21 protein-coding genes are annotated in these 20,968 nt (G+C 68.7%); 10 read left to right on the top strand and 11 right to left on the bottom strand.

The features are described 5' to 3' along the window. Positions 1–60 precede the first annotated feature (60 nt). Together HOV77_RS13875 and HOV77_RS13870 are read right to left on the bottom strand one after the other, a co-directional pair. A complete protein-coding gene (locus HOV77_RS13875; RefSeq protein ID WP_290862138.1) occupies positions 61–2,517 on the bottom strand; it encodes an ABC transporter permease in 2,457 nt (818 codons plus the stop codon). A gap of 1 nt (position 2,518) precedes the next feature. Further along, positions 2,519–3,238: an ABC transporter ATP-binding protein gene (locus tag HOV77_RS13870; RefSeq protein WP_290862136.1), complete on the bottom strand. Its 720-nt coding sequence runs from the start codon at positions 3,236–3,238 to the stop codon at positions 2,519–2,521. A 99-nt stretch (positions 3,239–3,337) separates the two neighbouring features. Between HOV77_RS13870 and HOV77_RS13865 the strand changes: the two genes are divergently transcribed. Together HOV77_RS13865 and HOV77_RS13860 are read left to right on the top strand one after the other, a co-directional pair. Continuing rightward, a complete protein-coding gene (locus HOV77_RS13865; RefSeq protein ID WP_290862134.1) occupies positions 3,338–4,348 on the top strand; it encodes a winged helix DNA-binding domain-containing protein in 1,011 nt (336 codons plus the stop codon). 155 nt (positions 4,349–4,503) lie between these two features. Next, entirely contained in the window at positions 4,504–5,577 is a 1,074-nt protein-coding gene (locus HOV77_RS13860) for an N-acetylmuramoyl-L-alanine amidase (protein WP_290862132.1), read from the top strand. Between the two features lie 53 nt (positions 5,578–5,630). Here the strand turns inward: HOV77_RS13860 and HOV77_RS13855 are convergent, their stop codons facing one another. Next, positions 5,631–6,194: an ABATE domain-containing protein gene (locus HOV77_RS13855; protein ID WP_290862130.1), complete on the bottom strand. Its 564-nt coding sequence runs from the start codon at positions 6,192–6,194 to the stop codon at positions 5,631–5,633. 48 nt (positions 6,195–6,242) lie between these two features. Between HOV77_RS13855 and HOV77_RS13850 the strand changes: the two genes are divergently transcribed. Continuing rightward, a complete protein-coding gene (locus HOV77_RS13850) occupies positions 6,243–7,166 on the top strand; it encodes a ketopantoate reductase family protein (protein WP_290862128.1) in 924 nt (307 codons plus the stop codon). On the opposite strand, the gene HOV77_RS13845 is transcribed toward HOV77_RS13850, so the two are convergent. From HOV77_RS13845 to HOV77_RS13835, 3 genes are read right to left on the bottom strand one after another with little or no spacing between them, the layout of a single operon-like run. Then, on the bottom strand, positions 7,163–7,582 hold the full coding sequence (locus HOV77_RS13845) for a hypothetical protein (RefSeq protein ID WP_290862126.1): 420 nt from the start codon (positions 7,580–7,582) through the stop codon (positions 7,163–7,165). The two genes, HOV77_RS13850 and HOV77_RS13845, sit on opposite strands and share 4 nt — an antisense overlap. Before the next feature lie 10 nt (positions 7,583–7,592). Continuing rightward, positions 7,593–8,018, bottom strand: a complete 426-nt coding sequence (locus tag HOV77_RS13840; protein ID WP_290862124.1) for an ABA4-like family protein — start codon at positions 8,016–8,018, stop codon at positions 7,593–7,595. Then, on the bottom strand, positions 8,015–8,959 hold the full coding sequence (locus HOV77_RS13835) for a hypothetical protein (protein ID WP_290862122.1): 945 nt from the start codon (positions 8,957–8,959) through the stop codon (positions 8,015–8,017). The genes HOV77_RS13840 and HOV77_RS13835 overlap by 4 nt, the downstream gene beginning before the upstream one ends. Positions 8,960–9,100: 141 nt before the next feature. On the opposite strand from HOV77_RS13835, the gene HOV77_RS13830 reads away from it, so the two are divergent. Together HOV77_RS13830 and HOV77_RS13825 are read left to right on the top strand one after the other, a co-directional pair. Beyond that, positions 9,101–9,478 carry a VOC family protein gene (locus tag HOV77_RS13830; protein ID WP_290862120.1) on the top strand — a complete coding sequence of 126 codons (378 nt, stop codon included), beginning with the start codon at positions 9,101–9,103 and terminating at the stop codon, positions 9,476–9,478. 120 nt (positions 9,479–9,598) lie between these two features. Then, entirely contained in the window at positions 9,599–11,617 is a 2,019-nt protein-coding gene (locus HOV77_RS13825) for a glycosyl hydrolase family 28-related protein (protein WP_290862118.1), read from the top strand. Positions 11,618–11,672: 55 nt separating this feature from the next. Here HOV77_RS13825 and HOV77_RS13820 read toward each other — a convergent pair whose 3' ends face one another. After that, positions 11,673–12,635 (bottom strand): RNA polymerase subunit sigma-70, encoded by a 963-nt coding sequence (locus HOV77_RS13820; RefSeq protein ID WP_290862116.1) that lies wholly within the window; start codon positions 12,633–12,635, stop codon positions 11,673–11,675. Between the two features lie 113 nt (positions 12,636–12,748). Here HOV77_RS13820 and HOV77_RS13815 point away from each other — a divergent pair, with 113 nt between their 5' ends. The 5 genes from HOV77_RS13815 (at position 12,749) to HOV77_RS13795 (ending at position 15,492) form a co-directional block, all read left to right on the top strand. Beyond that, complete coding sequence (locus tag HOV77_RS13815) at positions 12,749–13,330, top strand: dihydrofolate reductase family protein (RefSeq protein WP_290862114.1); 582 nt, start codon at positions 12,749–12,751, stop codon at positions 13,328–13,330. Positions 13,331–13,362: 32 nt separating this feature from the next. Beyond that, a complete protein-coding gene (locus tag HOV77_RS13810; protein WP_290862112.1) occupies positions 13,363–13,770 on the top strand; it encodes an SgcJ/EcaC family oxidoreductase in 408 nt (135 codons plus the stop codon). Then, positions 13,767–14,507, top strand: a complete 741-nt coding sequence (locus HOV77_RS13805; protein ID WP_290862110.1) for an SDR family oxidoreductase — start codon at positions 13,767–13,769, stop codon at positions 14,505–14,507. Before HOV77_RS13810 ends, HOV77_RS13805 begins: the two co-directional genes overlap by 4 nt. 67 nt (positions 14,508–14,574) lie before the next feature. Continuing rightward, positions 14,575–14,787 (top strand): helix-turn-helix domain-containing protein, encoded by a 213-nt coding sequence (locus HOV77_RS13800; RefSeq protein ID WP_290862108.1) that lies wholly within the window; start codon positions 14,575–14,577, stop codon positions 14,785–14,787. Then, entirely contained in the window at positions 14,788–15,492 is a 705-nt protein-coding gene (locus HOV77_RS13795; protein WP_290862106.1) for a Clp protease N-terminal domain-containing protein, read from the top strand. A gap of 66 nt (positions 15,493–15,558) precedes the next feature. Here the strand turns inward: HOV77_RS13795 and HOV77_RS13790 are convergent, their stop codons facing one another. The 4 genes from HOV77_RS13790 to HOV77_RS13775 form a co-directional block, all read right to left on the bottom strand. Continuing rightward, positions 15,559–17,610, bottom strand: coding sequence for a beta-galactosidase (locus HOV77_RS13790; protein WP_290862105.1), 2,052 nt, complete (start codon positions 17,608–17,610; stop codon positions 15,559–15,561). 70 nt (positions 17,611–17,680) lie between these two features. Further along, positions 17,681–19,024, bottom strand: a complete 1,344-nt coding sequence (locus tag HOV77_RS13785; protein ID WP_290862103.1) for a sugar ABC transporter substrate-binding protein — start codon at positions 19,022–19,024, stop codon at positions 17,681–17,683. Positions 19,025–19,077: 53 nt separating this feature from the next. After that, a complete protein-coding gene (locus HOV77_RS13780; RefSeq protein ID WP_290862152.1) occupies positions 19,078–19,878 on the bottom strand; it encodes a carbohydrate ABC transporter permease in 801 nt (266 codons plus the stop codon). A gap of 53 nt (positions 19,879–19,931) precedes the next feature. Beyond that, positions 19,932–20,867, bottom strand: a complete 936-nt coding sequence (locus tag HOV77_RS13775) for a sugar ABC transporter permease (protein ID WP_363260199.1) — start codon at positions 20,865–20,867, stop codon at positions 19,932–19,934. Positions 20,868–20,968: the final 101 nt, after the last annotated feature.

Here is a 20,968-nt window from a genome sequence, read left to right as displayed (position 1 = left end):
CCCAACGGACAGGCAGCGCCCCAACGGACAGGCAGCGCCCCAACGGGCCGGCAACGAGGGCTAGTCGGCCATCGCCGCCACGATCGACCCCCGCCCGGCCCGCCGAGCCGGCAGAACGGCGGCGAGACAGCTCGCCACCGCGGCCAACAGCAGCAGCCCGGCCAGCCAGCCCCAGGGCGTCACGATGATCGGATGCACGTCGCGGAGCGCCGCCACCAGCACGAGCGGGGCGTACACCAGGCCGAAGACGATGCCGACGACCGCGCCGACCACGCCCATGAGCAGCGCCTCCGCCAGCAGCATGCCGCGCAGCTGTCCGCGGGTCAGCCCCAGCGCGCGCAACGTCGCGGACTCGCGCGTCCGCTCGATCACCGACAGCGACAGCGTGTTCGCGATGCCGAACAGCGCGATCAGCACCGCGGTCCCCAACAGGCCCGCGAACAGCCCGATCAGGCCGTTCACCGCACTCTCCAGGCCACTCGACAGGTCCGCGACACTATTGACTTCCATCAACGGGTACGCCGAACTGAGGCGGTCGATGATCGCTCGCGAGTCGACGGGGCCGACGCCATCGGCCGCCTTCACAAGGACGAGGGTGCCATCGCCCGGGCCGGCCAGTTTCGCCAGCTGATTCCACGTCACGAGGCCGTCGAAGCGACCCGCGCCGGGAATCGTGGTGTCGCCGGAGGCCGCCGTACGCAACGTCGTCAGCTGCGGATCGGGTTGCTTGTCGTCGACGATGATCGTGCCGTCGGCGAGCCCGGCCGGCAGCTGCGGCAGCAGTTCGGGACGGTCGATGGCACCCAGCTGCAACATCTTGCCGTCGACGCGTACTTGGGCACCCCGGACCACTGCCACCACGGCGAGTTCCTGGTGCTGCCTCAGCTGATCGGTGTACGCCGTCGGGATCGGGCCGTGCTCGCCGGTCTTCCCGTCGCGTACCGCTGAGATGACGTAATCGGCCGGGTAGTGACTGGCCAGCTGTTCCCGCGCGGTCTCCTTGATGCTGCCGAGCAGCATGCTGAACATGGCCATGAGCCCGACGCCGATCATGAGGGAGGCGGTCGTGACCGCTGCGCGCCCGGGATTGCGCCGCGCGTTGGCGACCGCCACCCGCCCGGGCGGCCCGGCGAGGCGGCTGGCGGGCAACCCGACCAGCGCGGTGAGCCGCCCGATGAACAGCGGCGAGGCGACCAGTACGCCGAGGAAGACCACGACGCCGCCGCCCACCACGATGAACGTGGCGGTCTCGGAATCCTCGGTCTGACCACCTTGACGCGTGATCAGCACCCCGATCGCCGCGATGAGCAGCGCGACGACGCCTCGGATGATCTTCGACCGGCGGCTGGCCGTGACCGCGCCGGGCAGGTCCCGCAATGCGGCGAGCGGTTTCGTCCGCGTCGCCCGCAGCGCCGGGATCGCGGCCGCCACTACCGTCGCCACCAACCCGATCGTCAGTCCGATGAGGACGGGCATCGGCCGCAGCACCACGGAGTGCTCGGGCACTCCGGCATGCAGCGCACCGTTGAGCAGCAACGGCAAGCCATAGCTGACCCCGATTCCGGCGAGTACGCCCAACGCCCCGCCGACGAGCCCGACCGCGGCCGATTCGAGCAGGGTCGCCCCGAAGATCTGCCGTCGCGTCGCGCCGACGCAGCGCAGGAGGGCGGTCTCGCGTACGCGTTGAGCCAGGAGGATGGCGAACGTGTTGTAGATGACGAAGACCGCGACGACGAGTGAGATGGCCCCGAAGACGAGCAGGATGAAGGTGAACTGCGTCGCGACCGAGGTCGCGTCGTTGGCCAGGTCGGTCCGGCGCTCGTCGCCGGTCTTTACGCTCGCCCCCGTGACCGCCTTTATCCGCTGCTTGAGTTCGGCGGGATCGACCCCTGGCCGGGCCCGCACGACGATCTCGTCGAACCCGGTCTCCCCGGTGAGCCGGGTGATCTCCGCCGACGGCAGCCCGACGACGCTGAGCCCGGAATAGGCCTTCGACACCCCGAAGTCGACGAGCCCCGAGATCGCGTACGCCTGCTTCGTCCCGGCCTTGTCCAGCACCTGGATCGTCTGCCCGATCGACAGGTGCTCGTGGGCGGCGGTCTCCGTGTCCAGCAGCGCCTCGCCCACTCCGGGCACTCGGCCGTCGAGGTCGAAGCCGCGCAGGCGTTCGTCGGCGGCGACGGAGACGGCGTACCCGGCTCGGCCGTTGTTCACCAGCGGTTTGCCCGTCGAGCCGAGCATCGGCAACGAGACCGCCATCCGGCCCTCGGCGTGCTCGACTCCGTCCACAGCGGACACTGCGGACAGCTGCTCACTGGGGAGCGGCTTCTCACCGGCGAGCACCACGACGTCCACGTTCTTCGCCGTACGCGCGAACGTCTCGTCGAACCCCGCCTGAGCGGTGTCGCCGAAGATCAGCGTCCCGGCGGTGAAGCCCACCCCCAGCACCACGGCCAGCGTCGTGGCGACCAGACGCCGGGCATGCTTGGTCAGCGAAGCCACAATTACGCGCCACATCTCAAGCCCCCAGCAGCCGCAGCCGGCCCAGCACCGCGTCGGCGGTCGGGTCCTCGATGTCGTCGACGATCCGCCCGTCGGCCAGCAGCACCACCCGGTCGGCGTACGAGGCGGCGTTGGGGTCGTGCGTCACCATCACGATCGTCTGCCCGAGTTCGCGTACGCTGCGCCGCAGGAAGTCCAGCACCTCGTGCCCGGTCTTCGAGTCGAGGTTGCCGGTCGGTTCGTCGGCGAAGATGACGTCCGGCCGGGGCAGCAACGCCCGCGCGCACGCCACCCGCTGCTGCTGGCCGCCGGAGAGCTGGCTCGGCAGGTGCCCGAGCCGGTCGGCCAGCCCGAGCGTGTTGATCACCGTCGACATCCAGGCCGGATCGGGTTTGGTCCCGGCCAACTCCAGCGGCAGCAGGATGTTCTGCTTCGCCGTCAAGGTCGGCAGCAGGTTGAACGACTGGAAGACGAAGCCGATGCGCGTGCGCCGCAGCCGGGTCAGCGCGACGTCGCGGAGCTGGGTCAACTCGTCGTCGTGCAGCCGCACCGAACCGCTCGTCACCGTATCCAACCCGGCCGCGCAGTGCATCAGCGTCGACTTCCCCGACCCGGACGGTCCCATGATCGCGGTGAATCGGCCCTGAGCGAAGGTGACGCTGACGCCGTCGAGCGCGCGCACAGCGGTGTCGCCCTCGCCGTAGACCTTGGTCAGTTCGGTTACAGACAATGTCATGGTCGCCGACGCTATTGCCTGGCATGGCCGTGACGCGTCCCCTTCAAGACTGCATCCGGCGTACGCCTCAAGTCGTACGCCCGGCCGTAGGCTGGGCGGATGCGCGACGACGAGGTCCTGCGACGCCGGTACGCCGCCCAGGGGCTGGCCGACCCCGCCGGCCCGACCGTCGTCGAGGTGGCCGGGCGGCTGGCCGGGCTGCAGGCGCAGGACACCGCCGCGATGCGGCTGGCCGTGCGCGCTCGGACGCGGGACCTCACCGCCGACGGCGTACGCGAAGAATGCAGCGAGCCTGGGGAAGTGGCCCGGACGTGGCTGATGCGGGGAACGCTGCACCTCGTGCCGGCCGTGGACGTGCGGTGGATGCTGAGCATCTTCGGGGCCAGGAACGTAGCTGCGACCAAGGGACGCCGAGATCAGCTAGGCCTCGACGACAAGACGTGCGACAAGGCGCTGGCGAAGCTGCCCGGCATCCTGCGTGGGCGGGCGCTCAGCCGCGCCGAGATCGTGCGTGAGCTTGGGCTCGATCTTCGCGGACAGGCCGTTCCACACCTCATGGCGTACGCGGCCGGCCGGGGGCTGATCTGCCGAGGGCCGGATCTGGACAAGGACGAGCCGGGGTACGTCCTACTCGACGAGTGGGCACCGGCTGGGAAACAGCCGACGGATCCGCTGGCCGAATTGGCTCGGCGCTACCAGCGGGCGTTCGGCCCGGCGACTACCGAGGACTTCGCGACCTGGTCCGGACTGCCGATCGGGGCAGTCCGCGAGCCCTTCCAAGCCGCGGCCTACGAACGCGAAGAGGGGAGCGGGACGAGGCTGCTCGGGGCGTACGACACGTATCTGCTGGGTTATCGCGATCGGTCGCTGATGCTCGATCCGGCGTACGCCCACCGCATCCAAGCGGGCGGCGGAGTGCTCCACCCGGCGGTGGTGGTGGACGGACGCGTCGTCGGCCGGTGGCGGATCGCGAAGGATCGGCTCGAGGTCGAGGCGTTCGACGACACCGTCCACAAGCGACAATACGAGCTGACCGCCGAGGCGGCCGACGTCGGGCGCTTCCTCGGCCGGCCGACGGACCTGCGGATCACGGTTACGCAGCCTTCCTGAGCCTACGGAAGGCTGCGTAACCCTGATCTGCAGCCAAAACCCAGCGAGGTGAAGGCTTCACGCGTCAATGTGAAGGACTGTGAAGGCTTGACAGGGCGGTTCGACGCGGCTGAGTATTTCGATGCCAGCGGTATCCCCCAGCCGAAAGGTCCTCCATGAGCAGTCACCCCATCCGGCGGCGCGCGCTCTTCCAAGTGGCGGGAGCGGCGGCCGTCGGCGCTGCCCTCACCCCCTGGGCCGGCGTACCGGCGTTCGCCGCGAACAAGAAGCTCTATCTCGACCCGGGTCACGGCGGCACCGACTCCGGGGCGGTCGGCAACGGCCTGCAGGAGAAGGCGCTCACCCTCAACATCGCGCTGCAAATCCGCGACATCCTGCTGGCGGACTACTCCGGCATCGACATCCGCATGTCGCGGACCACGGACGCGACGGTCAGCCTCCAGCAGCGTACCGACGACGCGAACGCGTGGGGCGCGGACATCTTCATCAGCGTCCACATCAACTCCGGTGGTGGCACCGGCTTCGAGAGCTACCGCTATCTCACGACCGACTCGGCGACTCTCGCGCTGCACAACGCGATGCACTCGAACGCGCTGGCCGGGATGCGTACCGTCGCCGGCGTCACCGACCGGGGGATGAAGACCGCCAACTTCCACGTGCTGCGTGAGACCACGATGCCGGCGATCCTCACCGAGAACATGTTCATCGACACCGTGGCCGACGCGAACCTGCTCAAGAACGCGGCGTTCCTGACCGCGGACGCCCGTGGGCACGCGAAGGGCATCGCCAGCTACCTCGGGCTGCCGCCGAAGTCGACCGGCTACAGCACCATCGTGGACAACGCGACGGCCGGCCGGTTCACCGCCAGCGCCAACTGGGCCACCTCCACTTACTCGACCCAGCGTTACGGCGCGGATTACCGGTACGCCAACCCCGTGCTCGCCAGCGATGCCGCCTGGTTCAAGGTGAACATCCCGGCGGCCGGCAACTACAAGGTCGAGACGTGGTACCCGGCCGTCGCGGGCTACAACACGGCGACGCCGTTCGTCGTCGCGGCCGCGGGGGGCAACCAGACCATCGTCGTCGACCAGTCGACCGGCGGCGGCGCCTGGCGTTCGCTGGGCACCTTCGCGCTCGCCGCAGGCGACTACAACGTCGTCGGCGTCAGCCGCTGGACCAGCGCGGCCGGCTATGTGATCGCCGACGCGGTCCGGGTCACCCAGGTCTGACCCGGCTGAGCTGCAGTGCCCTCCATCCGCACGTGGAGGGCACTGCCTATCGGTCAGGTAGCCGCGGCTCGACGACGGTAACGCGACATCTTGTCGCGGCTGCCGCAAAGCTCCATCGAGCACCACCGGCGACTGCCCGCTCGGGACGTGTCCAGGTAGAGCAGCGTGCACGTCTCGCTCGAGCACTCCCGCAGGCGCTCGGCGTACGGTCCGCCGAGGAGGTCGACGCCGTCGCGGGCAAGCAACGCGAACAACTGCTGCACTGTCGGCTCGACCAGCCGCACGGTCAGGTCCGCGGTCAGGGCGACAGCGGGCGGGGTCCGCGCGGCCCAGTGGTTCACCAGCTCCAGATCGGCCCGGGTGGGTCGCTCGCCGCGCATCGGCGCGCGCATCAGGCGATACAAGGCTTCACGCAACGGGTACGCCTGACGCAGAGCCGTCGCCGGCACCACCACGGGCTCGTCGGTCAGACCGGATTCGACGAACCATCGCCCGAGCGCGGCCGCCTCAGGAATCCGCTCAACGGGCTCCTCCCGCCGACGTTTGCCGAGCGTGCCGGTGAAGTCCACCGACGGCCGCCCGGCGACGAACCGGAACGCCGCCTCATCCGCGATCACGTCACACAGCATAGCTCCGTTACCAGTTCAACTGGTAACGTCCGCCGCATGCGGATTCTTGTCGTGGGAGCCGGTGCCACCGGCGGATACTTCGGCGCGCGGCTGCACGAGGCCGGGCGTGACGTCACCTTCCTGGTCCGGCCCCGGCGCGCCGAGCAGCTTCGCGTACGCGGACTGCGGATCACCGGCCTCGGCCGGGAGACCGTGGTGACGCCGAACCTCGTGATCGCACCCGAGCTCGCCGGGCACTACGACATCGTGCTCATGTCGGTGAAGGCGACGACGTTGCCGCAGGCCGTCGAGGACACCGCCGCGGCGGTCGGACCGCGTACGGTGGTCGTCCCGTTCCTCAACGGACTGGCTCACCTCGACGGGCTGGCCAAGGCGTACGGGTCGGACGGGGTGCTCGGCGGCGTCGTTCGGGTGATCACCACCCTCGACGACGAGGGCGACATCGTGCAGCTCGCGCCGCTTTCCGACATGACGATCGGCGAGTTGGCGGGCGGCGTCTCCGATCGCGTACGCCGCGTCGAGGAGGTTCTCGCCGATGCCGGCTTCGACTTCGCCGTCTCCCCCGACATCCGGTCGGCGATGTGGCACAAGTGGGTCTTCATCAGCACCCTCGGCGCGCTCAACACTCTCGTACGCGGAACCGTCGGCGAGGCGGTCGAGGCGGGTGCCGGGCAGCTCGGCGCACAGCTCGCAGCCGAAGCCGCGCAGGTCTCCGCCGCCGCCGGGCACCCGATGCCCGAACCGGCCCTGGCGAACGTCATCGCGTTCACCTCGCGGGCCGGCTCGGCCGACACCGCTTCCCTCTATCGCGACCTCGTCGCCGGTCAGCCGACCGAAGCCGAGCAGATCCTCGGCGACCTCACCGCCAGGGCCAGTGCTCTAGGCGTATCGACGCCGCTTCTGGATCTTGCGACTGCGAACCTGCGCGTGCACGAGAACCGGTTGGCGCGCGGAGCTTAATTCGCCGCGAAGCTCGCGGCGACGCTGTCGAAGGCAGCCACCGCATCGTCGATGCGCTGGGCGGTGACCGGCGCCTCGACCTGGGGATCGAAGGCCGTGAGTCCGGCCTCCTCCGCGACCACCGCGGCGACCCGGTAAAGCAGCGTGACCACGCGACGGGCCGCATCGCCCGTGTACCAGTAGGGCACATGCAGCTGCGCGGTGTCGGCCTGGCAGTAGAGCTGGATCGCGGTCTCCTCGTGATCCAGCTCGTCGCCCGACTCGGTCGCGCCCGGCAGGATCTCGCGGACCCGCTGGACGACCCGCCGCCACGTCACCGGGTCGAGCGGGGCGTCCGCACCGTCGGGCTCCGCCGCCAGGAAGTCCTCCCAGCTCTGGCCCTCGGCCAACCGCGCGAAGATCAGGTCGTAGCTCATGCCGGGAAGACTAGGTGATCTCTTCGGTCGGGCGCTTGACGGCGCGCAGGCCGAGGTAGATCACGACGGCGAACGGCGACAGCAGGATCGTCAGGACCAGCAGCGGCGACATGATCAGCACCGGGATGTTCCGCTCGCGGCTGTCGAGGTACATCCACCGCCCGAGGAACAGATCCCAGGCGAGCACCTGCGCCCACACCGCCGACGTTCCCGCGTCGCTGCTGAGCAGGGTGCGTACGCCGTCGAGGTCGGGGTTGAGCATCTCGGCCGCGAAGTCGGGCAGGATGGGGGCCACCGCGCCGAAGAAGGCGACCAGCACCGGCAGCACGATCAGCGGCGAGGCGATGATCCGGCTGGTCCAGCCCCACTTCGGCAGCAGGATCATCAGCGCCCAGAACGGGACGGTGAGCGGGAAGGCGATCGCGAACCAGCTCACCGGGTCGCCACCTTGGCCAGGGGTGCGCTGACGCGGGTGAGGCTCCAGCCGATGCCGGCGATGACCACCACGCCGAGGACGCCCGCAGCCGCCCAGGTCAGTCCGTCCGGGTGGACGATCGACTGCCCGCGCAGCGCCTGCCAGGTGACCAGCGCGGTGAGTCCGGCGTACGCCGCCGCGGCGGTCAGCACCAGCCGAGCCCGGGTCTGCTCGTCGGCGAGCCGCCCGAAGCGCCGACCCAGCAGCATCAGGGCCAGGGCGAACAAGGGCAGCGCTTGCAGGGCGTGCATCCCGATGAAGTGACCGACGCGCAGGTCACCGCCCTCGGTACTCCAGTTGACGAACGGTAGGCCGTTGCCGCCGTCGGCGACGCCGATGGAGTGCGCGCCGAAGATCCGCTCGCCGCCGCTGCTGGCCGTTTCGATCTGGCCCGGCTTGGGCCGGGTCATGAAGAAGCCCTCAGCCAGTCCGGCGATCGCGATCACGATGCCCGCGCGGATCGCGTACGCCGCGGGTCGGCTGGCGATGCGCTGTCGGATCAGCTGGACCGCCACAACAACGGTGGCGAGCCAGAGGACGACGATGCTGATCGCCATGAGGGTGAACAGCGCTCCGTCCAAAGTGGTCGCGAAGTTGAAGTGGCTGCGGTGGCCCCGGGCGGCCTGACCGACGATGGCCGCCAGCTCGATGAGCGCGGTGACCGCGATGACGGTCCCCATCGCGGAGGCCAGGCGACGCTTGGTCAACAGCGAGATCAGCCAGGCGAGGGTGACGGAATAGATCATGACGCTGATCGAGAACTTCAGCGGCTTCAACCAGATCGGTACGCCCAGCAGCACGCGATCGTCGACGGCGAGACCGATCAGGCACCAGACGGTAAGGGCGGCCATGAGAAGGGCGGTGATCATCAGTGGCGGGTGGAGGCGGATCAGGCGGCGCATGGTTGCTCCTCTAGGTCCCTAGCGGATAGCGGTGCTTTCCATTATCGGATAGCCTCACTATCCACCCGTGGGCCGAATCCGTCAACCCCGATCTGCCGTAGCCTGCTTTTGCCCTGCAGATCATCGAGGAGGGAGTCAGCCGTGGCGCATTACAGCCGCATCTCGCAGATCGTCATCGACGCTCCACCGGAGATCCATGACGCCGAGGCCGCCTTCTGGGCCGGTGCGATCGGCCGCGAACTGCCGGTGTTCCAACGGTTTCCCGACTTCAGCGGAACGAAGCTCACCCCGGACGGGCTCGGCCTGCTCGTGCAACGGCTCGGCGAGGGGACGGCTCGCGTACACCTCGACATCCATGCGACCGATGTGGAGGCGGAGGTGACGCGGCTGGAGGCGCTCGGTGCTCGGCGCGTACGCGAGTCAGGCCCGTGGTGGATCATGCAGGACCCCGCCGGCCTGGTGTTCTGCGTCGTGCCGGACGACTCGCTGGACGAGACGAACGCCCGGCACTGGGACTGAGTCAATTTCTTGCACTGACTTACGCGGGAAGTTTCATCAACTGATCGGCTATTGTCTCGCCGCGTACGCGAGTCTTACCGTAGGCCAGTCTCTATCCCCAGTCCCGGAAGAGAGCGGTCTATGCACAGGAAGAAAGCCCTCGCCCTCCTCGCGACCGGAGCCGTGATCTCGAGCGGCCTGGTCGCGAGCGGGGTCGTCGGCGCGTCCCCCGCCGTGGCGGCGGCCGGACCCGTGATCACGCGGGCCGCGCTCGACCCGGCCCTGGTCGCCGGGCGCGGTGCGGCGGTCCCGTTCGCCGAGCAGGAGGCGGAGAACGCCGCCACCACCGGCACCGTCATCGGCCCGAGCCGGCAGGCGTACACACTGCCCGCGGAGGCCTCCGGGCGGACGGCGGTCCAGCTGGCCCCCGGTCAGTACGTCGAGTTCACGCTGCCGGCCACGGCCAATGCCCTCACCGTGCGCTACAGCATCCCAGACGCCCCGACCGGCGGCGGGATCACCGCTCCGCTGGACGTCACGGTGAACGGCAAGAACAAGCGCACCATGACGCTGACCTCGCAGTACTCGTGGCTCTACAACCAGTACCCGTTCAGCAACGACCCCACCGCGGGACTGCTGCACGAGGATTGGTGGATCACCGAGTGCGGCTGTGTTCCGGCGTATACCGATCCGAAGCCGGTCATCACCACTCCGTTCCGCCCCATGCACTTCTACGACGAACAGCGCCTGCTGCTCGGAAAGGCGTACCCGGCGGGGAGCAAGGTCCAGCTCACCGCCCCGGCCGGCACCAACGCCGCGTGGACCGTGATCGACCTGCTGGATTCGCAGCTGGTCGGCCTGCCCCAGGTCAACCTCAAGGCGGCCAACGTACTGCTGTTCGGGGCCGACCCGACCGGCCGCCGGGAGTCCTCGGACGCGTTCGACCGCGCAATCGCGTACGCGAAGCGCAAGGGCCTGCCGGTGTACCTCCCGCCCGGCACCTATCAGGTCAACCGGCACATCGTCGTCGACGACGTGACCATCGAGGGCGCCGGCAGCTGGTACACGATCGTCAAGGGCCACGAGGTGGCACTGTCCGAGCCCGCGCCGGACGGCTCCGTCCACACCGGAGTCGGCTTCTACGGCAAGGACGCCTCCGCCGGGGGCAGCCACAACGTGCGGCTGTCCGGCTTCACCATCGAGGGCGACGTCCGCGAACGCATCGACACCGACCAGGTCAACGGCGTGGGCGGCGCGATGAGCGACTCGACGATCGAGGGCCTCTACCTCCACCACACCAAGGTCGGCCTGTGGTTCGACGGCCCGATGAGCAACGTGACGGTCCGGGGCAACGTCATCGCCGACCAGATCGCCGACGGTCTCAACTTCCATGTCGGCGTCACCGACTCGGACGCGACGAACAACTTCGTCCGCAACACCGGTGACGACGGCCTCGCCATGTGGTCCGAGACGACGGCCAACGCGCGCAACACGTTCAGCCACAACACTGTTCAGACACCCACGCTCGCCAACGGCATCGCGATCTACGGCGGCACGGACAACGCCGTCGTGGGCAATCTCGTGGCCGACCCGCTGCGCGAGGGCAGCGGCCTGCACATCGGCTCGCGGTTCAACGCCACCGCTTTCACCGGCGGCTTGGCGATCACCGACAACACGGTGGTACGCGCAGGGACGTATGAACTGAACTGGAACATCGGGTTGGGCGCGATCTGGATCTACGCGCTCGACAAGAGCATCGACGCCGACATCCGAGTCACCGGCGACCACTACCTGGACAGCATGTACAACGCGATCATGCTGGTCAGCGACTGGCCGGTGAAGGACCTCTACGGCATCTCGAACGTGCACTTCGCCGACATCCGGGTCGACGGCACCGGCACCTCGGTGCTGAGCGCCCGGGTCGCCGGGTCGGCCACCTTCTCCAATGTGGACGCTCGCAACGTCGGCGCTGTCGGCATCAACAACTGCGGCACGTTCCATTTCACCCCGGCGGGGTCGGAATTCTCGGTGACCGACCTCGGCGGCAACGACGGCGGCGGCACCACCGGGCCCTGGCTGGCGTCGTGGGAACTGCCCAACACCATCACCTGCGACGACCGGCCGCCGGTCGTCACGCCGCCACCGCCCTCGCAGTGGTGATGTGGTGACTCGCCGCCCTGTCGCTCGGCGTCGGCCGACGGCAGGGCGGCGTTCGTTACCAGTCGGATTCCAGAGCGCCGGCGATGGCTGCCGGTTGCCCGAACACCGGGAACAGGTTGGGCTGGCGAAATGCCGTGATCTGTGTGATGAGCCCGGACTCCAGGCGCAGCACCTGCACCGCCACCGGGTGGAACGACGTGTCCTGTCCCCGCCTGAGATAGAACGCCGCCGCGGGCTGCCGGTTGGCCGAGGTCAGGCGTACGCGCCACCGCCCCGGCGGCGGTGCGGAGAAGGCGAATTCGACGTACGCGGCCCGCGTGCGGCAGATGCGTGGATCCGGCGGCATCCAGACCTGCAAGTCGGCATGCAGCAGGCTGACGACCGTATCGATGTCTCCCCGTTCATGGGCCGCGACATATCGGCGCAGTAGCTGCTTCTCGTCGTCGGTCAGTCCGGCCGGGCGCTTCCACTCCGACCGGTGCGGCAGCTTCTCTCGCACGGTGGCCCGCGCCCGCTGCAGCGCGCTGTTGACCGCGGTGACGCTGGCGGCCACGACGGGCGCGATCTTGTCGACCGGCCAGTCGAGCAGGTCTCGCAGGATGAGGACGGCTCGCTGCCGGGCCGGCAGAAGTTGCAGGGCGGCGACGAACACCAGCTCGATGGTCTCCCGCTCGACCGCGATCTCACCTGGATCCGCTGCCGTGGCGACCTCGTCGAGGAGCAGATCCGGATACGGCTGGAGCCAGGCGACCTCCGGAAGCTCCGCTGATCTGCCGCTCGGCGGCGTGCTCCGGGCACGCCGCCTGATCTGATCCAGACAGGCGTTGGTCGCGATGCGGTACAGCCACACGCGGGCCGAGGAGCGCGCCGCGAAATCGTGGCGTCCCCGCCAGGCGCGCAGCAGCACTTCTTGGACGACCTCCTCGGCCTCGTCGAACGAACCCAGCATCCGGTAGCAGTGGACATGAAGCTCCCGGCGCAGCCGTGTCGCCAGCTCGGTGAAGGTCGCCTCATCCATCAGTTGTGGTACCACGCCGATATAGACGTTCCAGGCACCGAATCCTCATCGGTGATTTTCCGGCCGGCCGTCGTCTACATCGCCGGAAGTCCGAGAACACGAAGGGGAACACAGTGCGAAAACTGATCGTGCGCATGCTCGTCTCTACCGACGGCCACATCGCCGACCTGAAAGGCGACCTGCGCTTCGGCCCGCATTGGAGCGAGCAACTGCAGAAGTCCTACGCGGAAACGTTCGCCGCCTTGGGCGGCCTGATCTTCGGCCGCACCGTCTTCGAAAAGTACGTGCCTTACTGGGAGAGCGTCGCGGTCAACGGCCGGCATCCGCACTCACCCGCGACGGCGGCCGAGGTCGCGTACGCGACTCAGGTCAAGAACCTGCCCAAATTCGTGGCGTCCAGAACGCTGACCGAAGCCGCCGACGTCACCGTGCTCCGGGGCGACGTGGCCGCGTCGATCGCCACGATCAAGTCCGAGCCGGGCGCCGACCTGCTCCTCATGTGCGGGCCGGAACTTCTGGCCACCCTGATCGCGGCCGACTTGATCGACGAGTACCTGCTCGACGTGTACCCGGTGGTCATCGGCCGGGGAGTTCCCCTGTGGCGCGACCTGACCGAACCGCAGGAGCTGGAGATCGCCGGTGAGGAGCTGTTCCCGGGCCAGGTGGCCGTGCGCCGATACGTGCCCAAGCCGTGAACGGCACCCGACAGGACCCGGAGGTGACCCCGATGAGCCTGGTCGAGGACGAAGACGCGATCCGGGCCGTGTTCGACACCGTCGCCAGCGCCTGGGCCGCCGGTGACGCTGAGGCCTTCGCCGAGGCGTACGCGGAGAACGCGACCGCGATCCTGCCCGGCTATTTCCTGCCGGGCAAGGCGACCATCACCGAGAGCATGGCCGGCGCGTTCGCCGGGCCGCTGCACGGCTCGAAGCGTGTCCACACGCTGCAGAGCTTGCGGTTCATCCAAGCCGACGTGGCGATCGTCATCAGTCGGAGCAGCACCGATTTCCCCGGCGGAGCCGGGCCGATCTCACTGGTGACCTGGGTGCTGGCCAAACAAGACGGACGATGGCGCATCGAGGCCTACCACGACTGTCCGGCCGCCGAACCCACCCTGAGAGGAGACGCCCGATGACGGGACTCGCCGGAAAGGTCGCCCTCGTGACCGGGGGCAGCCGCGGCATCGGGGCCGCGATCGCCCAGCGGCTCGCCGGCGACGGCGCGGCCGTGGCGCTGACCTACGTCAACGCCAAGGACAAGGCCGAGGCCGTCGCCGAGCAGATCGCGGCCCAGGGCGGGAAAGCACTGGTCATTCGGGCCGACAACGCCGAGCCGTCGGCAGCGGCGGAGGCGGTCGAGCAGACCGTCACCGGTCTCGGCCGGATCGACATCCTCGTCAACAACGCTGGGATCTTCACCGGCGGCCCACTGGACCAGGTGACCCTCGAGCAACTCGACGACATCATCGCCGTCGACGTCCGGGCGGTGTTCCTCGCCGCACAGGCCGCCGCCCGGCAGATGACGGCCGGTGGACGGATCATCACCATCGGCAGTGCTCTGGCCGAGCGGGTTCCGGCCGACGGCATGACCCTGTATGCGATGTGCAAATCCGCTCTGATCGGACTCACCAAGGGGCTGGCCCGCGAACTCGGGCCCAGGGGAATCACGGCCACCATGGTGAACGGAGGCCTGATCGACACCGACATGAACCCGGCCGACGGCCCGGCCGCTGCCTTTCTGACCGGCATCACCGCACTCGGCCGCTATGGCACCCCGGACGACATCGCCGCGACCGTCGCCCACCTGGCGGGCGATCATGGTCGCTACATCACCGGCACTGTCATCACCGTCGACGGCGGATTCGCCGCCTGATCGGCGGTCCTCCCGAGCATCGTCAGCATATGTTGACGATGCTCGGGCGTCAGCATATGCTGACGACATGGTAGAGCTGGCCGACCTGGAGAACGCCGTCCGCGGGACTGATCCCGACGCCGCGCTCCGAGCGGTCGCCCGGCTCCGGCGGCTGGTCGAGCAGCTGGAGGCCGAGCACGTCGCCGCCGCCCGCCGGGCCGGCTGGTCGTGGCGGGACATCGCCCTCCGGCTGGGCGTCACGAAGCAGACCGTCCATCGCAAGTACCACGGGGAGGACTGAATGTTCCGCGGTGACCATCCCGATCTCGCCCGCGCCGTCGGCCGAGCCTTCCGCCTCGCGCGCGACGCCGGATCGAACCGCGTCGGCAGCGAGCATCTCCTGCTGAGCCTGACCGCCGCCGGTCGGGTGTCTACTGTGCTCGGTGCGGCTCGGGTGACGTTCGAGGCGGTTCGCCACGCCGTCCACACCTGCGGGCCGGGCGGCGCGGGTGCGGCGGCAGATCGAGCGGCGCTCGCCGTCCTCGGCGTCGACCTGGATCACCTTCTCGACCGGTGCGGCCTGGCCCTGCTGGATCAGCCACCGCTCCGGGAACCGCTGTTGCCGTTCGGCGCGCGTCAGGCCCGTCGGCGATGTGCCGCCCTGGATCCGCCGCTCGGACTGGACGCGCAGGCGGCGTACGAGGCATCACTTCGGCTGGCCTTGGCCCGGCGCGAACGCGATCATCGTCCGGAACATCTGGCGCAGACGCTGGTCGCGATCGACCCCGGCGTCTCCTGGCTGCTCGCGGAGCTCGGCGTCGACCGGGCCACGCTGGCGTACGCGCTGATTACGGCCTTCCCGCCGCCCCGGCGGAATCTGATCCTGCGCGCCGATCGCCGCTGGGGACGGCACGCTCGCACCCGCGACCTGGTACGCCGCTACGAGCGCGCCACCGGCCGTACCGCCAGCGCCGAGGCTTTCCGGAAGGTGCTCAGCGCTAGTTGATCAGGTTCCGGCCGGAACGATCAGGCTCCTGCGGACACGACACACCGATCGATCATGCCCGATAGTTCATGATCGCGCGAAAAGGACGGCTACGCCACGGGGTTCCAGTTCGACGGCTCCCCCGGCAACGCGGCCCACCAGCGGCTGCCCCGCCAATCCGGCGACTGTCACCGGCCGGGTGGTGCGGTTGATCAAGAAGGCGAACCTGGTTCCCTGCTTTCGGCGTACCACTAGCTCGACCTGACCGCGCACGGAAGCGGGAAGGTCGCTGTCCAGACCGGCCGCGGCGGCCAGGTCGCCCAGGACGCGGGTGAGACCCGCGGCCCCGAGGCGCGTCGAGACGTACGCCGCGGAGCCGGTCCCGGTGATCCGGCGGGTGATCGCGGGATAACCGGCCAGCTCGCCGTCGGTGTAGCGAGCCAGGGCCGAGACGTCGCTCGCGGTGTCGACGCGCTCGGACCAGGTCGTGCCGGACAGTCCACTGTCGAGCCGAACCACCTCGCCGTCGAGCAGCGGGGCGAACTCCTCGACCCGGACGCCGAGCAGGTCGCGCAGTGCGCCCGGGTAACCGCCGAGCCAGATGTGGTCGTGCTCGTTCACGACACCCGAGAAATAGGTCGTGACCAGGTGGCCGCCGCTCTCCGCGTAGTCGCGCAGTTCCTTGGCTGCGCCTTCGCTGAGCACGTGCAACATCGGCGCGACGACCATCCGGTACGCACCCAGCGACGTGCCGTGCGGCACGACGTCGGCCCGGATGCCGAGGTTGAGGAAGGCGGTGTACCAGTCGAGCGCTTCCTGCCGATACTTCAGCCGGTTGGTGGGGTGCGAGTCGGCCTCGACGGCCCACCAGGACTCCCAGTCGAAGACGATGGCGGCCGGCGACTGCTCGCGGACGGCCTCGGCGACGGGCGCGAGGTCGCGAAGCGTCGCACCGAGCCGCGTCACCGAACGGAAGACGGCGCTGTCCGGCCCGGCGTGCGGGACCATGGCCGAGTGGTACTTCTCGGCTCCGGCCGCGGACTGCCGCCACTGGAAGAAGCAGACGGCGTCGGCTCCGTGTGCGACATGCGTCAGCGAATCTCGGATGAGTTCCCCGGACTTCTTCGGCACGTTCACCGGCTGCCAGTTCACGGCGCTGGTGGAGTGCTCCATGAGGAACCAGGGCCGCCCGCCCGCGATGTTGCTCGTGAGGTTGGCCGAGAACGACAGCTCGTCCTGAGCTTGCGGCCCCGGCACGACGTAGTGGTCGTTGGCGATGAAGTCGACGTCGTCGGCCCAGACCGGGTAGTTCATGGTCTTCATCTCGCCCATGACCATGAAGTTCGTGGTGATCGGGACGTCGGGGGTGTGCTGCCGCAGGAGGTCTCGCTCGGCCCGGAGGTGCTCACGCAAGGCGTGGTCGGAGAACCGTTTGAAGTCCAGTTGCTGCGTCGGGTTCGGGTGCGTCGCCGCGAGGCGCGGCGGGAGGATCTCGTCCCAGACGGCGTACTGCTGGGACCAGAAGGCGGTGCCCCACGCATGGTTCAGCGCCTCGATGGTCGTGTACCGGTCGCGCAGCCACTTGCGGAACGCCCGCGCGGCGTCGTCGGAGTAGTCGTAGACGTTGTGGCAGCCCAGCTCGTTCGACACGTGCCAGGCGACCAGGGCCGGGTGGTCTTTGTATCGCGTCGCCAACTTGTCGACGAGCGCCAGGGCGTACTGCCGGAAGACCGGCGACGTCGGCCGCCAGTGCTGCCGTCCGCCCGGCCACAACGTCTCCCCCAGCGCGGTGACCGGCAGGATCTCGGGGTGCTTCGCGGTCAGCCACGGCGGCGGCGACGCGGTCGCGGTGGCCAGGTCGACGCCGATCCCGTTGGCGTGCAACAGGTCCATCACCTCGTCGAGCCACTCGAAGTCCCACCGATCCGCCGCCGGCTGGAGCTTCGCCCAGGAGAAGATGGCGAGCGAGACGACGTCCACCCCCGCCTCCCGCATCAGGCGTACGTCCTCCTGCCAGACCTCACGGGGCCACTGCTCCGGGTTGTAGTCGGCGCCGAACGAGAGGCGCGGCGCGGCGCCGGAGGGGCGGCGCAGCCACTGCGGGGCGGTCACGGTGGTGCTCTCCTTGGTGTCGTTCACGTGTCGTTCGGTGTCGTCCGGAGGGGGCCGCGGGCGGGGTGGCACGCCCGCCCGCGGCGAAGGGGATGGCTCAGTTGACGGTGAAGCCCTGCTCCTTGCCGTACTTGACCGAGGCGTCCTGCCACGCCTTCAGCCCGTCGGCCAACGTGGTGTTCGAGACGTACGCCTTGCCCACGGTGTCGTTGAAGATGCTGTTGGCGTACACCTGGAAGGGCAGGTAGGACCAGCCCGTGACGACGCCCGAAGCGGCCTGGGCCAGCACCTCGTTGACCTTCTGGCCGCCGAAGTACGGGAACTCCTTGTTCTTGAACGCGTCGGCGTTGACCTGCTCGGTAGTCGCCGGGAACGCGCCGTTGTCGACACGGATCTGCGCGCCCTCGCCGGTGGTGGCGTACTTCATGAAGCCGTAGGCGAGCGCGTTGTTCTTGCCGAGCTTCGGGATGGCCAACGAGCTGCCGCCGTTCTCGGCGGTCGCGGCGCCGCCAGCGGTCCACTGCGGCATCGGCGCGACGCGCCACTTGCCCTTGGCTGCGGCGACGCCTGACTCCAGGTTGGCCGGCATCCACGCACCGATGACCAGGGTCGCGATGGTGCCGTCGCCGAGGCCCTTGTACCAGGCGTCGCTCCAGCCGCTGATCGGCGCGACGAGCTTGTCGGTGACGAGCTGCTGCCACAGGTTCGCGAACTTGGTGGAACCGTCGTCAGCCAGGTTGATCTTGACGTTGGTGCCGTCGACCTGGAACGGCTTGCCGCCGGCCTGCCAGATCATGCTGGTGGTGAAACCCGCGTCACCGGTGTCGCTCGTGATGTACGCCTTCGGGTCGGCCGCGTGCAGCTTCTTGGCGGCGGCGACGTACTCGTCCCAGGTCGCCGGGACGGCGATGCCGTGCTTGTCGAAGACCTCCTTGTTGTAGAACAAGGCCATGGGGCCGGAGTCCATCGGGAGGCCGTAGGTGACGCCGCCGGACTTCACCGACGCCCACGGGCCGGGGGTGAAGGTGCCGTCGAGGGAGTTCGCGCCGAAACCGGAGAGGTCCACCAGTGACTTGCCGAGCGCGAACTGCGGCAACGCGTAGTACTCGATCTGCGCCAGGTCCGGTACGCCCGACCCGGCCGAGATGGCGTTCTGCAGCGCCGTGTACTGCTTGTCGCCGGTGCCGGCGTTCACGAGGTTGACGGTGACCTTCGGGTACTTCGCCTGGAACGCGGTGACGACCTGCTTCAGGGTGGTCTCCCAGGCCCAGACGGTCAGCGTGCCGCCGGCCGCGAGCGCGGCGTCGACGTCGTTCGCCGACACGGTCGGGTTGTCGCCGCTGTCGTCGTCGGAGCCGCAGGCCGCGAGGGCGGCCGCCGCGGCGGCCGCGGTGCCGAGGGCCGCGGTGCCCCGGAGGAATGCGCGTCGGTTGATCGTCATGATGGTCCTCTCAAGGGATGACTCGATAAATCAGGGAATATCGGGGAACGGAGCTAGTCCTTGACGCCACCGGCCGCCAGACCGGACTGCCAATAGCGCTGCAGGAGCAGGAAAGCGGCGAGCAGCGGGAGGATCGTGAGCAGCGATCCGGTGATGACGAGGTTGAACACGGCCTGCCCGCCGGAGGTCGCGGCCTGGTCGTTCCAGGAGTTCAGGCCCAGCGTGAGCGGATACCAGTCGGGATCTTTGAGCATGATCAGCGGCAGGAAGTAGTTGTTCCAGGTCGCGACCATGGTGAACAGCGAGACGGTGACGATGCCCGGAGCGAGCAGCGGTACGCATACCTTCAGGAAGGTCCGCAGTTCCCCGGCCCCGTCCACGCGAGCCGCCTCGATGAGTTCGCCCGGGATCGCCTCGGCCGCGAAGGTCCACATGAGATAGAGCCCGAACGGCGAGATCAGCGACGGGATGATCACCGCCCACGGCGTATTGGTAAGGCCGAGCTTGGAGAACATCAGGAAGGTCGGCACCGCCAGCGCCGTCGTCGGCACCGCGACCGCGCCGATGACGACGGCGAACACCGCCCGCTTGCCGAAGAAGTCGTACTTCGCGAGGGCGTACCCGCCGAGGGTGGCGAGCGCGGTCGCCCCGCCCGCGCCGAGCACCACGTAGAGCAGGGTGTTGAGCAGCCAGCGGACGAACACGCCGTCGTCGTAGGTCAGCGTGTCGCGGATGTTGGAGAACAGCGAGAAGTCGCCGGAGAACCACAGCCCGAACGAATCGAACAGGCTCGCCTGGGACTTCGTCGAGTTGATGAACAGCCACACGAGCGGGACGAGGCTGTAGACCAGCATGATCGCGGTCAACGCGGTCAGCAGTGTACTGCGCTTACGCGCCCGGGCCGTGGTCACTGGACGCGCTCCTTCCGCAGGCCGCGCAGTTGGACGGCGTACGCGACGATGGCGGTGAGCAGCGCCATGACGATCGCCACGGCGGCGGAGTAGTTGAACTGCTGACCGGCGAACGACAGCGAATAGGCGTACATGTTGGGCGTGTAGTAGGTCGTGATCACGTTCGGCGCGAGGCTCTTGAGGATCGCGGGCTCGTTGAAGAGCTGGAAGGTGCCGATGATCGAGAAGATCGTGGCGATGAGCAGCGCGCCGCGAATGGCCGGCAGCTTGATCGAGCGGATGATCCGGACCTGACCGGCCCCGTCGAGCTCGGCCGCCTCGTAGAGCGTCCGGGGGATGACCTGGAGGGCGCTGTAGAAGATCAGCATGTTGTAGCCGACGAACTCCCACGTCACGATGTTGCCGATGGAAGCCAGCAGCCAGCCGGGACCGAGCGGGTTCGGCAACGACCAGCCGAACGCGTCGTTGATGTTGCCGATCAGGCCGAACTGCGGCCCGTACATGAAGCCCCACATGAGCGTGGCGACCACTGCGGGGACGGCGTACGGCATGAAGATCGTCACGCGGAAGAACGACTTGCCGTAGAGGCGGCCGCTGTCGATCGCCAGCGCTGCCAGCAGGGCCAGGAACAGCATGATCGGCACCTGTACGCACAGGAACAGCGCGACCCGGCCGAACGAGGACCAGAACTGCGAGTCGGTGAAGACGTTCTGGTAGTTCTCCAGCCCCACGAAACTCGTGCCGCCGATGAGCTTCGTGCGGAAGAAGCTCAGATAGATCGCGTACCCGATCGGGGCGAGGAAGACGAAGGCGAACACCGCCATGAACGGGCCGACGAACGCCCATCCCGTCCAGCTCCGACGACGCCGGGCGGCTCCGGATCGGCCCGGTGGGCCGGAGCGCTGGATCGCCGGAGGCGCGAGGACCGCCATGTCCCCCTCCTTCTCAGACTTCGCCGGTAGGATCGCGATGTTTACGTAAACATAGCGCGCCACCAGGAATTACATCCTGTGACCTTGCTGGATGTTTACGT

This window comes from Hamadaea sp., assembly GCF_013362815.1.
GTDB lineage: Bacteria > Actinomycetota > Actinomycetes > Mycobacteriales > Micromonosporaceae > Hamadaea.
Note: the sequence above shows the minus strand (reverse complement) of the source record. Positions and strands in the feature narration are given on the sequence as shown.